The sequence below is a fragment of the Klebsiella sp. PK18 genome, from assembly GCF_057784655.1.
Map to the genome: position 1 here is coordinate 2,884,155 of NZ_CM173493.1, position 13,261 is coordinate 2,897,415.

The window sequence follows — 13,261 nt, forward strand, 5'->3', positions numbered from 1 at the left end:
GCGCGGTTTTATTTCGCCGCTTCCCAGCCCCTCACCCGCACTTATCGCTTTTGCATCTAAGGTTATTCCCTATCACAATAAGACCATGTTTTCCGAACCTCGCCGTGACTGATGCACCGTCTTCACCCCTATCCTGATGTGCAGGTGATGTTTCGCCGCCTGCTGATCGCCACCCTGATTGGCCTTCTCGCCGCCCTGGCGGTGGCGCTGTTTCGCCATGCGATGGTGGTGCTGGAAACGCTGTTTCTCGGCAATGACAGCGGGAGCCTGGTCAACGCGGCGCAGTCGCTGCCGGCGTGGCGGCGACTGATTACCCCCGCGCTGGGCGGCCTGACGGCAGGGGCACTTCTCTGGCTGTGGCAGCGACGCAGCATCGCGCGCCCGCATGCCGCCACCGATTATATGGAAGCCCTGGAGACCGGCGACGGTTGCTTCGATACGCCGGCAAGTCTGGTGAAATCGCTGGCGTCATTGCTGGTCGTAGTCACCGGCAGCGCGATTGGCCGCGAAGGCGCCATGATCCTGCTGGCCGCGCTGGCAGCGTCGCTGTTCGCCCGCCGCTTCACGCCGCAGACTGAATGGAAGCTGTGGGTCGCCTGCGGCGCGGCTGCCGGGATGGCCAGCGCCTATCATGCCCCACTGGCCGGCAGCCTGTTTATTGCTGAAATTCTCTTTGGCACGCTGATGCTGGCCTCGCTTGGGCCGGTCGTTATCTCGGCGGTGATCGCCCTGCTGTTGACGCAGTTTCTCAACGGCGGCGCCGCGCCGCTGTACCACGTCGTCCTGCAGCAGAACCTCAGCGCGCTGCACTATGGTTTAATGCTGGCGACTGGCCTGCTGGCCGGGGTATGCGGGCCACTGTTTATCTGGCTGATGGACTACAGCCACCGCGGGTTCGTCAAACTGAAACTGACGCCGCCGTGGCAGCTGGCGCTGGGGGGGCTGATTGTCGGCGGCTTATCGCTCATCACCCCGGCGGTGTGGGGCAACGGCTACAGCGTGGTGCAAAGCTATTTGCAGATGCCGCCGTCCGGCGTACTGCTGGCCGGCGTTTTCCTGTGCAAACTGCTGGCGGTGCTGGCCAGCAGCGGCTCCGGCGCGCCGGGCGGGGTCTTTACCCCCACGCTGTTTGTCGGCCTGGCGATGGGCATGCTCTTTGCCAGCGTCAGCGGGCTATGGCTACCGGGGAATGAAGAGATGGCTATGATGATCGGTCTGACCGGCATGGCGGCGTTTCTGGCTGCCACCACCCATGCGCCAATCATGTCGACCCTGATGATTTGTGAGATGACCGGGCAGTATGCGCTGCTGCCCGGCCTGCTGATCACCTGCGTGGTGGCGTCGGTGCTGTCGCGGACGTTACGCCGGGATTCGATCTATCGCCATCACGTTGCCGAGCATGTCTAAGTCGACGTAGCGGCTCAGCTCACGCTGTTCGGCGCGCGGCAGGTACGGCAGCTCGCCAATCAGCGGCGCCGGCAGCTTCTTACTGAGGACATCGATGATTTCAGCGTAGTGCGCGAGACCGGGGTTGATGCGGTTGGCCACCCAGCCGATCAGCGGCAGCCCGTCATTGGCGATCGCCTGGGCCGTCAGCAGCGCATGGTTGATACACCCCTCCTGGATCCCCACCACCATCAGCACCGGGAGCTGCTCCTGTACCACCCATTCGGAGAGCGGTCGCAGGTCGTTCATCAGGCTGCGCCAGCCGCCGGTGCCTTCAACCACCACGTGATCGACCTGACCGGCCAGTCGCTGCAAACCATCCGACAGCAAACCGTAGTTGATCGGGCAGCTGTGCGCCACGCTGCTTTCGTCTTCACTTAACGCTATGGGATTGACAGCCTCATACGGCAACGCCAGCGTGGAGACGCTCTGCAGCACCAGCGCGTCTTTGTTACGCAAACCGTCTGGCGTCTCTTTGCTGCCCTTCGCCACAGGCTTGTACCCGGCCACGCTTTTGCCTCTGGCAGCAAGTGCCTGCAACAGCGCACGGGAAACCACTGTCTTCCCGACAGAGGTGTCTGTACCTGTAATAAAGAAACGCTTAAACATCACTAACCCCACAGTTTTGTCGATGAAATATACGGGAGAGAAATAATCAACAGTGGGCAAAGTCTACGTGATGCCGCCAGAGGTCGGCTTGAGATAGCGCAATTTTTGGTGTGACTATGAAAAAATGTTAACCCTGTAACAGTCGTATGAGTAAGGATCCGTTATAGAGCGCATCCTTGACCAGCGCCGCGCCAGCCATCGTGCCACGATTAGAAAACTGGGTGCTTTCAACCGCGATATGCTGGCTGTAGGCCGGGAGCGATTGTTGCCGAATGCAGCTGGAAATTGCCGGAAAAAGGATATCTGCCGCCAGATTAAACGGCGAGCCAATCAGAATTTTCTGCGGGTTAAACAGATTGACCATGATCGCCAGAATCCGCCCGACGTGGTTACCCACGCCGCTGATAATGTCTCTGGCCAGCAGATCGCCCTGCAGCGCGGCCTGGCACAGCCACTCCACGCTCAGCGGACGCTGGTGCAGCAGCGAGCTCATCGACTGGGCCATGCGCATCTGCGCCAGCTCCAGCACGCTCTCTACGCTGGCAATGGTTTCCAGACAGCCATGGTTGCCGCAGTAGCAGCGCTTGCCGTAGGGATCGACCTGAGTATGGCCGATCTCCACCAGGCTGCTGCTGCCAGCATGCAGCAGGCGTCCGTCGGTGATAACCCCGGCGCCGACGTTATGATCGATGACCACCTGAATGACATCCCGGGCGCCGCGCGAGGCGCCGAACAACGATTCCGCCATAGTCCAGGCGCTGATGTCATGCTGAATGTAGACCGGCACCCCGGTATGGTTGGCCAGCACATCGCCCAGCGGCACATCTTTGACATCCTCATAAAACGGCATGCGATGAATAATGCCATTTTCGGTATCAATAATACCCGGCATCGTCATGGCGATGGAGGTGAGCCGTTCCAGCTTCTTCTGGTGGCGAATAAAGAACCGATCGATATGATCAATAATACGGGTCAGAAACGGCGTGCTGTCGGTGAGGGCCAGCTCCAGCTGATCCTCCACCACCAGCTGACTGCTTAAATCACGCAGCGAAAGGTGGATTTCGCCGCGGCTGATGCGCACCGCAAGATAGTGCCAGGCCTCGGTTTCTACCATCAATCCCACCGCCGGGCGGCCACGGCTGCCGGGCTCCTGGATCTCCGTCTCCTGCACCAGATGCGCTTCCAGCATCTCGCGGACAATCTTGGTGATGCTGGCGGGAGCCAGTTGCGCAAATCGGGAGAGGTCGATACGCGATACCGGGCCGAGCTGATCAATCAGGCGATACACGGCGCCCGCATTGGTCTGCTTAATTTGATCGATATGGCCTGGTTGACTATCCGCTACCACCATTGACTCCCTTTATTTTCGCGCTTCGAAATAAACTTTCGGCTATGGTGAAGCACTTCGATGGTGAACGTCAAATTTTTACTTAGCCTTGTGATTTACCGCACATTTCCAGCCCCTTTTCGCCTCAATTGTGCTCGGTTTTCCAGGCCAGCAGCGACTCGCGAAAGCGTTTTGCCAGCGCTCCCTGTTCATGATGTTTCGACCACACCAGCCACATCTCCGACACCGCATCCTGTTCGTCGATCGGCAGCCAGCGCATTTCACTGAGCTGTACGCGCTGAAAGGAGGCCGGCAGGATAGACACCCCCAGTCCGGCGGCCACCAGACCAATAATGGTCATCGCCTCCCCCACCTCCTGGGCAATCACCGGCGTATGGCCGTAACGACGCAGCAAGCCGAGGATATCGTCATACAGGCCGGTACCCACGTGCGGGTCGAAAAAGACGAAGGGTTCGCGCGCCAGCGCCGCCAGGCTGACCGAGGGCTGGCGGGCCAGCGGATGGTCGGCAGGGACCATCGCCAGCAACGGCTCGCGCAGCACCCGCTCCCACGCCAGGGTGTCCGGCAGTTGGGTATTGCGCAGGAGCCCCAGATCGAGAGCCCCCTCGCTCAGTGGCACAATCTGTTCGCGGGTGTTGGTCTCGCGGGTCAAAATATGCACATCCGGGTAGCGCTGACGAAACATCGACAACGTATCGGATACCGCCTTGATAAAGGGGGCCGAGGAGGTAAAGCCGATACGCAGTTCGCCGGTTTCACCGTGATGCAGACGCGCAGCGCGGGCGGCCGCGTCATCCACCTGGGCAAGAATTTGTCGGCTATCGGCGAGAAACTGCTTTCCGGCCGCCGTCAGACTGACGCTGCGATTGGTGCGCGCGAACAGGCGGGCGCCGGTCTGCTGCTCGAGGATCTGAATTTGCTGGCTTAACGGCGGTTGAGAAATATTCAGTCGCGCTGCGGCCCGGCCAAAATGTAATTCCTCCGCGACGGCGACAAAATAGCGCAGATGACGCAACTCGATATTCATATTTAAAACGTCTTATTTGAGATTATTAATATATTAGACAGAATATTTACATTTTCATACCCTAAAAATGTGAGCTGAATGGTCACAACATTCTGTTGGTAAGCAGCAACTTCTACGCAAGGAATTCTCTGTGAGTCGTACAACAACCGTTGACACCGTGCCGGCGGGCGAGGTCAGCGTCGCTGGTGCATCCCGCCCGGATCAGTTTATTAAGCGCGGCACCCCGCAATTTATGCGCGTCACCCTCGCGCTGTTCTCCGCCGGTTTGGCCACCTTTGCTCTGCTCTACTGCGTGCAACCGATCCTGCCGGTGCTGTCGAACGAGTTCGGCGTCTCCCCGGCCAGCAGCAGTATTTCACTCTCCATTTCCACGGCGATGCTTGCGGTGGGCCTGTTGTTTACCGGCCCGCTGTCCGACGCCATCGGGCGCAAGCCAGTGATGGTCACCGCCCTGCTGCTGGCCGCCTGCTGCTCGCTGCTGTCGACCATGATGACCAGCTGGCACGGCATCCTCATTATGCGTGCCCTGATCGGCCTGTCGCTGAGCGGCGTGGCGGCGGTCGGCATGACCTACCTGAGTGAGGAGATCCACCCCAGTTTCGTCGCCTTTTCGATGGGGTTATATATCAGCGGCAACTCCATCGGCGGCATGAGCGGCCGCTTGCTGACCGGGGTCTTTACCGATTTCTTCGGCTGGCGCGTGGCGCTGGCGGTGATCAGTGGCTTCGCGCTGGCCGCGGCCATCATGTTCTGGCGCATTCTGCCCGAGTCGCGCCATTTCCGCTCGACCTCGCTGCGACCGAAAAATTTGCTGATCAACTTTCGTCTGCACTGGCGCGACCGCGGTCTGCCGCTGCTGTTCGTCGAAGGTTTTCTGCTGATGGGCGCTTTTGTCACCCTGTTTAACTATATTGGCTACCGGCTGATGATGTCGCCATGGTCGCTAAGCCAGGCGGTGGTAGGCCTGCTGTCGGTAGCTTATCTCACCGGGACCTGGAGTTCACCGAAGGCAGGGGCCATGACCGTACGCTTTGGCCGCGGACCGGTGATGCTCGGCTTTACCGCTGTCATGCTCTGCGGCCTGCTGCTGACGCTCTTTTCTTCCCTGTGGCTTATTTTCATCGGTATGCTGCTGTTTTCCGCTGGCTTCTTCGCCGCGCATTCCGTCGCCAGCAGCTGGATTGGCCCACGCGCCCGCCGCGCCCGCGGTCAGGCGTCATCGCTGTATCTGTTCAGCTATTATTTGGGTTCAAGTCTTGCCGGGACGTTAGGCGGGGTATTCTGGCATCACTACGGCTGGAACGGCGTCGGTGGGTTTATCGCGCTGCTGCTCCTTGCCGCGCTGTTGACCGGCACCTGCTTACATCAACGACTGAAATAGTCGCGTGTGACGTGGCCTGCGGGCCACGGTTCACCACATGCCCATAATGGAAGACAAGCCCATCAACTCTCTGACGGCATCAACGGACAGCAGTGCAATAAACAGCCAGGTGAACGGATTCATAAACCACCCCCGAACCTCCAGACCTGTGTGATTGATCACAGTTTAGTACCGATATGTTACCGTTTTCTGTCACACCGATCACAGAGGTGAGCTTATTCTCCCGCCATGTGTCTTTCCCTTCCCCTATGCGCAACGCTCGACCCGCCGGGCGTATCAGGATAGTGTAGAAGGATACCGATAACCTGTTCATTCACCTGTCACGGACCGAACGCCACTATGACTGAAAATACGCCTTATCAGCAGCTTACCCGTACCTTTCAGCGCCTGTCGCGCTTTTCGCATCTCTCCGCCATCGCTGGCTGGGATATGTTTGCGATGATGCCTCCGGGTGGCAGCGCCGCCCGGGGCGAAGCGCTGGCGGAGCTCGGCGTGCTGCAGCATCAGATCCTGACCGATAAAAAAGTGGGCCAATGGCTGCAGGAAGCCCGCCAGCAGGACCTCAACGACGTCGAGCAGGCCAACCTGCGTGAGATGCAGCGTCAGTACGATCAGGCCGCGCTGCTGCCGGAGAGCCTGGTGGAAGCAAAATCTCTTGCCGGCAGCCGCTGTGAGCATGCCTGGCGCAGTCAGCGTCCCGCTAACGACTGGGCTGGCTTTGCCGACAATCTTCGCGAGGTGGTCAAGCTGAGCCGTCAGGAAGCGCAGATCCGCGCCGATGCCAGAGGCGGCTCACGCTACGACGCGCTGCTCGATATTTTCGAACCAGATATGACCAGCGCCCGGCTGGATAGCCTGTTTGCCGACCTCAAGTCCTGGCTGCCTTCCCTGCTGCGGCAAGCGGTCGCTAAGCAAGCGACGCAGACATTACTCGCCCCGCAGGGGCCTTTCCCGATTGCCGCTCAGCGCGAGCTGGGCCTGCAGGCCATGCGCATCCTCGGCTTTGACTTCGACGGCGGGCGCCTCGACATCAGCGCTCACCCGTTCTGCGGCGGCGTCCCCCAGGATGTGCGCATCACCACCCGCTACAACGAAAACGACCTGCTCAGCGCCCTGTTCGGCGTGATCCACGAAACCGGCCACGCCCGCTATGAACAGAATCTGCCTCGCCCGTGGGTCGACCAGCCGGTAGGACTCGCTCGCTCCACCGCTATCCACGAGTCGCAGAGTCTGTTTTTTGAAATGCAGCTGGGACGTAGCGAGCCTTTCCTCAACCGCCTGTTACCGGCGGTGCGCGAGCGTTTTGGCGATCAACCGGCCTTTAGCAGCGACAACTTTGTCGCCTGGAATCAGCGGGTGAAACCGGGCTTTATTCGCGTCGATGCCGATGAGGTCAGCTACCCGGCGCATGTGATCCTGCGTTATGAAATTGAACGCGCGCTGATTGACGGCGAGATTGAAGTAGATGATATCCCGGCGCTGTGGGACGAGAAGATGCAGCACTGGCTGGGGCTGTCGACCACCGGCAACTACCGGGACGGCTGCATGCAGGATATTCACTGGACCGACGGCGGATTCGGCTATTTCCCTTCCTATACGCTGGGTGCGATGTATGCCGCCCAGCTGATGGCGGCCGCCCGGCGCGCGCTGCCGACGTTAGACCGCGATATTGCGGAGGGCGATTTCAGCGCCCTGTTCGACTGGCTGCGGCAGAATATCTGGCAGCATGGCAGCCGCTTCTCCACCTCGCAGCTGATCCAGCAGGCCACCGGCGAGGATCTCAACAGCCGCTACTTCCGCGAACACCTTACCGCCCGCTATCTGTGAACGTGCGCGCCGGGCTACCCGGCGCGTCCTTCCACTCCCCACGGCCAGGCGTGTTGTACATTCGGTTACACGCCGATACCAAACACTCACGGAAAGCTCGAAAAGACAAGCATATAGTGATTTCACCGGCCCCGCAGTGGGGTTGAAATTAAGAAAACTTTTCGAGGATATCAGAATGAAAAAAGTATTAGCTCTGGTCGTTGCCGCTGCTATGGGTCTCTCTTCCGCCGCTTTCGCTGCTGACGCAGTAAGCACCACTCAGGCACCGGCTGCTACCCACAGCACTGCTGCCAAGACCACCCATCACAAAAAACACCACAAAGCCGCGGCAAAACCAGCTGCAGAGCAGAAAGCTCAGGCTGCCAAAAAACACAAAAAAGCAGAAGCTAAACCAGCCGCTGCCCAGAAAGCCCAGGCCGCTAAAAAACACAAAAAAGTAGAAGCTAAACCCGCTGCTCCGCAGAAAGCTCAGGCGGCTAAAAAGCACCACAAAGCTGCGGCTAAACCGGTAGCACAGAAAGCGCAGGCTGCAAAAAAACACCACAAAACCACTAAACACCAGGCCGCTAAACCTGCTGCACAGCCGGCAGCATAATTCCTCCCGGTGAACTAACCTTCTTAATAATCGGCGCTGTTTCAGCGCCGTTTTTTCTGGAGAGCACTATGCTGCGGCGCTATCGTTTCGAGCTCATCCTGATCCTGTTAATCATTTGCGCAGTGGTTGCTACCCGCTTTTTCCTCTATTAATCATTTCCGCCACGCTCTCATTTACTGCTTCTGCTGGCTTTGCAGAATAATAAATACCGTACGGCGATCGCTGACGACACCTTCCCGCGTCTCATTACCCTGAAATTCCTGCGGCACAAAAAATGCCCGGCGCCCGAAGACGCCAGACACTGTATTCATAAACTAGCGCGCGCCGGCCACCTCGTGGTGACCAGACGCTTCACAGTACGCGCACCGCTTCCATCACCAGATAACCGGTCGCGCCCCAGATAGCGACTGAGACCAGGGAAACATAAACCAGTGCGCGAATACCTTTTTTAGACATATACCCTCCCAACGTCGGGGAAATAGAATTCAGGCTATCATCGCCGGTATTACCTCTCTATTTACTCAACGGCGGAGTGACGGTAACAACGTTTTCGGTGAGAAAATGTTTCGCATTGAAAATAATTACGAGAGGCGTAAAGAAGTGCGAATTCTGGTGAAGTTATGGCGGGCAAGCGCATTATTTTTCAGCGAATCGCTGGCAAACCAGGAATAATCTTAATGTCCGGTTGGTGAATTATTCACCGGGTTCAGTACGTTCTGATACACGAATTTTGTTGCGTCGGACGTCGCTTTCTGCGGAAATAGCAACAGCGTTCAGCTGGTATTAACCGCTTGAAATCAGACGGTTTTGCCAGCGGCAGCGTCAGCCCGTCTCGCCTGATGGCAACGGTTTGGCCTGCTTAGAATTATTGTTTACTTTCAAAAACTTAAATCTCCTGCTACTGTCAATAGACATCATAGCCTCCCCAGAGAGTGATATGCGTAGAGACGTTCTGTTATTGCTGTGTTCATTTTATCTGTTACCTCTGGGCGCACATGCCGATGATAGCGGACTGAGCGCCAAAGATATTAAGACGCTGTTTTTCGGCCATGATGACCGAAAAGCGGTGAGCCACCCCGAGGAAAGCCCATGGGATGCGATCGGCCAACTGGAAACCGCCAGCGGCAATCTGTGCACAGCGACGCTTATCTCCCCTCACCTGGCGCTGACCGCTGGCCACTGTCTGTTGACGCCTCCGCGCGGCAAACCGGACAAAGCGGTTGCTCTGCGCTTTATTTCGCGCAAGGGCGGCTGGGTATATGAAATTCACGGCATTGAAGGGCGAGTGGATCCGGCCTTAGGTAAGCGCCTGAAGGCCGATGGCGATGGCTGGATCGTGCCCTCCGCCGCGGCGCCGTCAGATTTTGGCCTGATCGTACTGCGCTATGCTCCCTCGGGCATCACGCCGATCCCACTCTTCCCGGGTAGCAAGGCCGATCTCACCGCTGCGCTGAAGGCAGCGGACCGTAAAGTGACCCAATCGGGATATCCGGAGGATCATCTGGATAATCTGTACAGCCATCAGGATTGCATCGTGACCGGCTGGGCGCAAAACAGCGTGCTGTCGCATCAGTGCGATACGCTGCCTGGTGACAGCGGGTCGCCGTTGCTGTTGAAAACGGAGGACGGCTGGCAAGTGATCGCCGTGCAAAGCTCCGCTCCCGGTCCGCAGGATCGCTGGCGGGCTGACAACCGCGCCATTTCGGTTACCGGCTTTCGCGATAAGCTGGAAGCACTGGCCGGAGAGTAATCACCCCTGCGGCTGACGCCGCTGCAGCAGGTCGGCGATCGGCATCGGTTTACTGAAGTAAAAACCCTGAAACCGGTCGCAGCCGGCACGCCGTAGCAGCGCCAGCTGCTGCGGATCCTCAACCCCCTCCGCCACGACCGTCATCCCCAGCGCGCGGGCAATGCGCACCGTCCCGCGCACCATCTCCGCCGCCTGTTCATCGCTGTCCACCCGCCCGGCGAGAGATTTGTCGATCTTCAGGCTATCAAAGCGAAAGCGGCGTAAATAGCCAATACTTGAGTAGCCCGTGCCAAAATCGTCCAGCGCCACGGCAATACCCTGGGCCTTCAGATTCTCCACCACCGCCTGCGAACGTTCCGGATTTTCCAGCACATAGCTCTCCGTCACCTCCACCTGCAGGCGCGACGGCGGAAAGCGGCAGGCCGCGACGGTCTTCATCACCCGGTTTTCAAAAGCCGGGTCGCGAAATTGCGCCGGCGAGATGTTCACCGACAAAAGGAGATCGTCCACCGACTGCAGGTCGCTGCAGGCGCGTTGCAGAACGAACTGCCCGAGGGCATCAATCAGGCCGCTGCTCTCGGCGATGGCAATAAACGCATCCGGCGCCAGCGCCCCCTGCGGGCGTCGCGGCCAGCGCAGTAGCGCCTCCACGCCGGTCATCGCCAGGGTATCGGCATCGACCACCGGCTGATACCAGACCTCAAATTCATCCTGCTCCAGCCCCTGGCGGATGCCGTTCTCAATCATCAGTTGATGACGCCGCACGGCATCCAGCGCATCGTCATACCAGGCCGTCCGCCCCTTCCCGCTCTTCTTGGCGTGGTACATGGCGATGTCGGCCCGGCGAAACAGCTCGGTACTGGAACATTCCGCCGGGGCGCCGCTGGCGATGCCAATGCTGGCGCCGATATAAATTTTGCGTTTGCTGAGCGTCACTGGCGCTTTCAGCAGCTCCAGCGCTGCCCAGGCGAACGCCGCCGCCCGGTCAATCGCCTTTGCGCCGCTCACCGCCATGGCGAACTCATCCCCGCCCATCCGCGCCAGCATGGCCCCCGTCGGTACCCGCGTCTGTAGGGCGCTGGCGATATGGCGGATCAGGGCGTCGCCGACATCATGACCATAGTTATCATTGACGTCCTTAAAACCATCCAGATCGATAAACACCACGCACTGAATATCGTGTTTCCCCGTCTCGCATACCTGGCTTAACCGCAGCAGAAGCGCTCGCCGGTTAGGCAGTCGGCTCAGCCAGTCAATCATGGCTATCTCCCGCGCCTGACGCTCCCCGCGCGCCAGCTTATACATGCCCAAACTGCTAAAAAGGATAAACAGCAGGATCAGGCTGGCCGCCACCCCGGCGATCAGTCCCATGCTGCCTGACGAGGCCTGCGCCGCTTCAGCGCCAGGCAGGCGCGGCTGCCAGGCCAGGTATCCCAGCACCTCACCCGCCTGCGTTCGCAGCGGAATACGATAGGCGCCGGGACCCTCGGCGAGATGCAGATGACGAATCTGAAAGGTGTCACCCAGGCGCTCCAGCAGTTGGGGGTTGATATGCCGGGTTATCACCAGATAGCGCCGCGTCGCATCAAATACCTGAAGCCGACCTGTCGTTGGGCGTATCAGGCCGATGCCGACAAAGGCGATCCCGGCCTCCGTGCGCGTGATACCGGCAAAGGCGTTTTTTCCCTCACGCAATGCTTGCGCATGAGTGTGGATCAGACTGGTCAGGCCAGACCCTAGAAATGAGAGGTCAGTCCGGGGCAGCACCTGGCTCTGAAAGGCGCCCCACAGGATACGATAATGTTCATCGAGGACAAAGGTGCCATCGTACAGGTTATTGATTTTGAAGCCTGATCCCCAGGAATCGTACAGCCATTTCTGATCGAGTGACGGGGCGTAGGTCTGCGTTACCGCGTCATCCCAGATGGCATTGTCCAGCACCAGCGACAGCACCCGATTGACCGAGGTCTGTACCGCCCCTTCCACCGACAGCACCGAACGCTGCTGATCGATTTCATTAGATTTGCTGGCAATCAGGTGTTGTGAGAGATACAGCAGAGAAATGACCGACGCGGTGAGTCCAAGGCCGGCGAGGAATATCATTATTGACAACGTCCTGGCGGAAGGAATTTTCCGCCAGCCGAAAGCAGTGAACATGCGCAGTCCTCATCGTCACCAGGCACACTATCAGCGAGGGGCTGATCTTGAGTTAAGCATACTACAGAGGACCTGTTTTGCCGCCTGGCTTTGCAGGCGGCGAGACGTCAGGCGAGTTTAATTAACACCATGCCGGCCACCAACAGGATGAGCCCCGCCCAGCCTTTGTTATTCAGGCGCTGACCAAACAGCACCCAGCCGGCGGCGATGGTCGCCGCGATACCGAAGCCGCCCCACAGCGCATAGGCGACCGAGAGATCGATCCCTTTAACCGCCTGCGACAGGGCGCTGAACGCGCCCAGCACCGCCGCCAGGGACAGGATGCCGTAGACTTTGCGGCGGAAGCCATCGGAAAACTTCAAAAAGACGTTGGCAATGATTTCAAGCACGATGGCGACGGCCAGCCACGCGGCGTGGATCCACTCAAACTGCTGCATGGGCCACCTCCTGTTTTGACGACGCTTTTTTCTGGGTGCCGGACTTAATTAAGACGATCCCCACCACCAGGGTGGTCAGGCCGGCGATCTTCAGCGGCGACAGGCTTTCATCAAACAACAGCACGCTAAACACGGTAATCAGCAAAATGCCGATCCCTTCCCATAGCGCGTAGGCCACACCCAGGGCAATTTTTTTAACCGCAAAGGCAAGAAAAATATATGACAGAGCAATCATGGCCAGCATTAAAATAAAACCGGTATGACCACCGCTCACGCTCGCCCATTTCATCGACAAGGTGCCGGTAATTTCAGCAACAATAGCTAAAGCTAATAAAATCCAATAAAACATGATCCCTTCTCCTGCTTGAGAATATAATCCATTACCGTTTACGCGAGGCGTAAACAGGAAAATTTCTGACGTAGATTTCGCTGTGCGCTTGGCGCCAGCTCAGGCAGAGAGAAGGTGACTATAGCGCCGAATGCCAGTGCTGCTCGCCGGCAAAACGGGAAAAAGAGAGAGAGACTGCGGGGTGGTTTAAAATATACATCCTGAACTGATTGTCCATAAAATTACAATTATCCGCGGTGTTGCTTCTCGTCCGTTGCGGATGAAAATTGTCCTCAGTAGTTATACACAGATAAATTTGTAGCATAGTGCTACATTTAATTCAAAGAATTTGCAAT

General features: G+C 58.3%; 15 protein-coding genes. 6 read left to right on the plus strand and 9 right to left on the minus strand.

Annotation, left to right across the window (positions count from 1 at the left end; translation table 11 throughout):
• Positions 1-111 precede the first annotated feature (111 nt).
• A complete protein-coding gene (clcB, locus tag AC3EMD_RS14210; RefSeq protein ID WP_302073544.1) occupies positions 112-1,407 on the plus strand; it encodes a voltage-gated ClC-type chloride channel ClcB in 1,296 nt (431 codons plus the stop codon).
• On the opposite strand, the gene bioD is transcribed toward clcB, so the two are convergent.
• The 3 genes from bioD to AC3EMD_RS14225 form a co-directional block, all read right to left on the minus strand.
• The gene (gene bioD, locus AC3EMD_RS14215) at positions 1,360-2,055 is read right to left on the minus strand and encodes a dethiobiotin synthase (protein WP_012541855.1); all 696 of its coding nucleotides are present in this window, start codon (positions 2,053-2,055) and stop codon (positions 1,360-1,362) included. The genes clcB and bioD overlap by 48 nt on opposite strands.
• A 127-nt stretch (positions 2,056-2,182) precedes the next feature.
• Positions 2,183-3,403, minus strand: coding sequence for a sugar metabolism global transcriptional regulator Mlc (gene mlc / locus AC3EMD_RS14220; RefSeq protein ID WP_032691385.1), 1,221 nt, complete (start codon positions 3,401-3,403; stop codon positions 2,183-2,185).
• Positions 3,404-3,527: 124 nt separating this feature from the next.
• Positions 3,528-4,430 carry a LysR family transcriptional regulator gene (locus AC3EMD_RS14225; protein ID WP_008805022.1) on the minus strand — a complete coding sequence of 301 codons (903 nt, stop codon included), beginning with the start codon at positions 4,428-4,430 and terminating at the stop codon, positions 3,528-3,530.
• A gap of 130 nt (positions 4,431-4,560) precedes the next feature.
• Between AC3EMD_RS14225 and AC3EMD_RS14230 the strand changes: the two genes are divergently transcribed.
• Positions 4,561-5,811, plus strand: a complete 1,251-nt coding sequence (locus AC3EMD_RS14230; protein WP_008805023.1) for an MFS transporter — start codon at positions 4,561-4,563, stop codon at positions 5,809-5,811.
• A gap of 30 nt (positions 5,812-5,841) precedes the next feature.
• Here AC3EMD_RS14230 and AC3EMD_RS14235 read toward each other — a convergent pair whose 3' ends face one another.
• Positions 5,842-5,934: a KPN_01571 family protein gene (locus tag AC3EMD_RS14235; RefSeq protein WP_004206050.1), complete on the minus strand. Its 93-nt coding sequence runs from the start codon at positions 5,932-5,934 to the stop codon at positions 5,842-5,844.
• Between the two features lie 216 nt (positions 5,935-6,150).
• On the opposite strand from AC3EMD_RS14235, the gene AC3EMD_RS14240 reads away from it, so the two are divergent.
• The 3 genes from AC3EMD_RS14240 to ydgU all read left to right on the plus strand — a co-directional run bounded on the left by AC3EMD_RS14240 (position 6,151) and on the right by ydgU (position 8,385).
• Positions 6,151-7,638: a carboxypeptidase M32 gene (locus AC3EMD_RS14240; RefSeq protein WP_008805024.1), complete on the plus strand. Its 1,488-nt coding sequence runs from the start codon at positions 6,151-6,153 to the stop codon at positions 7,636-7,638.
• Between the two features lie 175 nt (positions 7,639-7,813).
• Complete coding sequence (asr, locus tag AC3EMD_RS14245; protein ID WP_043875352.1) at positions 7,814-8,233, plus strand: acid resistance repetitive basic protein Asr; 420 nt, start codon at positions 7,814-7,816, stop codon at positions 8,231-8,233.
• Positions 8,234-8,301: 68 nt separating this feature from the next.
• Positions 8,302-8,385 (plus strand): small membrane protein YdgU, encoded by an 84-nt coding sequence (gene ydgU, locus AC3EMD_RS14250; RefSeq protein ID WP_049245797.1) that lies wholly within the window; start codon positions 8,302-8,304, stop codon positions 8,383-8,385.
• Between the two features lie 21 nt (positions 8,386-8,406).
• On the opposite strand, the gene AC3EMD_RS14255 is transcribed toward ydgU, so the two are convergent.
• Positions 8,407-8,544 carry a hypothetical protein gene (locus tag AC3EMD_RS14255; RefSeq protein ID WP_302073545.1) on the minus strand — a complete coding sequence of 46 codons (138 nt, stop codon included), beginning with the start codon at positions 8,542-8,544 and terminating at the stop codon, positions 8,407-8,409.
• A gap of 626 nt (positions 8,545-9,170) precedes the next feature.
• Between AC3EMD_RS14255 and AC3EMD_RS14260 the strand changes: the two genes are divergently transcribed.
• A complete protein-coding gene (locus AC3EMD_RS14260) occupies positions 9,171-9,983 on the plus strand; it encodes a trypsin-like serine peptidase (protein ID WP_012968314.1) in 813 nt (270 codons plus the stop codon).
• Here AC3EMD_RS14260 and AC3EMD_RS14265 read toward each other — a convergent pair whose 3' ends face one another.
• The 4 genes from AC3EMD_RS14265 to AC3EMD_RS14280 form a co-directional block, all read right to left on the minus strand.
• Complete coding sequence (locus tag AC3EMD_RS14265; RefSeq protein ID WP_436799132.1) at positions 9,984-12,140, minus strand: putative bifunctional diguanylate cyclase/phosphodiesterase; 2,157 nt, start codon at positions 12,138-12,140, stop codon at positions 9,984-9,986.
• 107 nt (positions 12,141-12,247) lie between these two features.
• The gene (kpnF, locus tag AC3EMD_RS14270) at positions 12,248-12,577 is read right to left on the minus strand and encodes a multidrug efflux SMR transporter subunit KpnF (protein WP_008805028.1); all 330 of its coding nucleotides are present in this window, start codon (positions 12,575-12,577) and stop codon (positions 12,248-12,250) included.
• The gene (gene kpnE, locus AC3EMD_RS14275; protein WP_008805029.1) at positions 12,564-12,926 is read right to left on the minus strand and encodes a multidrug efflux SMR transporter subunit KpnE; all 363 of its coding nucleotides are present in this window, start codon (positions 12,924-12,926) and stop codon (positions 12,564-12,566) included. Before kpnE ends, kpnF begins: the two co-directional genes overlap by 14 nt.
• Before the next feature lie 118 nt (positions 12,927-13,044).
• Positions 13,045-13,230, minus strand: a complete 186-nt coding sequence (locus AC3EMD_RS14280; RefSeq protein WP_071582815.1) for a protein YdgV — start codon at positions 13,228-13,230, stop codon at positions 13,045-13,047.
• Positions 13,231-13,261 lie beyond the last annotated feature (31 nt).

Coding starts and splice junctions, on each gene's coding strand:
- clcB (WP_302073544.1), top strand. CDS start 112: ATGCACCGTCTTCACCCCTATCCTGATGTGCAGGTGATGTTTCGCCGC.
- bioD (WP_012541855.1), bottom strand. CDS start 2,055: ATGTTTAAGCGTTTCTTTATTACAGGTACAGACACCTCTGTCGGGAAG.
- AC3EMD_RS14225 (WP_008805022.1), bottom strand. CDS start 4,430: ATGAATATCGAGTTGCGTCATCTGCGCTATTTTGTCGCCGTCGCGGAG.
- AC3EMD_RS14235 (WP_004206050.1), bottom strand. CDS start 5,934: ATGAATCCGTTCACCTGGCTGTTTATTGCACTGCTGTCCGTTGATGCC.
- AC3EMD_RS14240 (WP_008805024.1), top strand. CDS start 6,151: ATGACTGAAAATACGCCTTATCAGCAGCTTACCCGTACCTTTCAGCGC.
- asr (WP_043875352.1), top strand. CDS start 7,814: ATGAAAAAAGTATTAGCTCTGGTCGTTGCCGCTGCTATGGGTCTCTCT.
- ydgU (WP_049245797.1), top strand. CDS start 8,302: ATGCTGCGGCGCTATCGTTTCGAGCTCATCCTGATCCTGTTAATCATT.
- AC3EMD_RS14255 (WP_302073545.1), bottom strand. CDS start 8,544: ATGAATACAGTGTCTGGCGTCTTCGGGCGCCGGGCATTTTTTGTGCCG.
- AC3EMD_RS14260 (WP_012968314.1), top strand. CDS start 9,171: ATGCGTAGAGACGTTCTGTTATTGCTGTGTTCATTTTATCTGTTACCT.
- AC3EMD_RS14265 (WP_436799132.1), bottom strand. CDS start 12,140: ATGTTCACTGCTTTCGGCTGGCGGAAAATTCCTTCCGCCAGGACGTTG.
- kpnF (WP_008805028.1), bottom strand. CDS start 12,577: ATGCAGCAGTTTGAGTGGATCCACGCCGCGTGGCTGGCCGTCGCCATC.
- kpnE (WP_008805029.1), bottom strand. CDS start 12,926: ATGTTTTATTGGATTTTATTAGCTTTAGCTATTGTTGCTGAAATTACC.
- AC3EMD_RS14280 (WP_071582815.1), bottom strand. CDS start 13,230: ATGCTACAAATTTATCTGTGTATAACTACTGAGGACAATTTTCATCCG.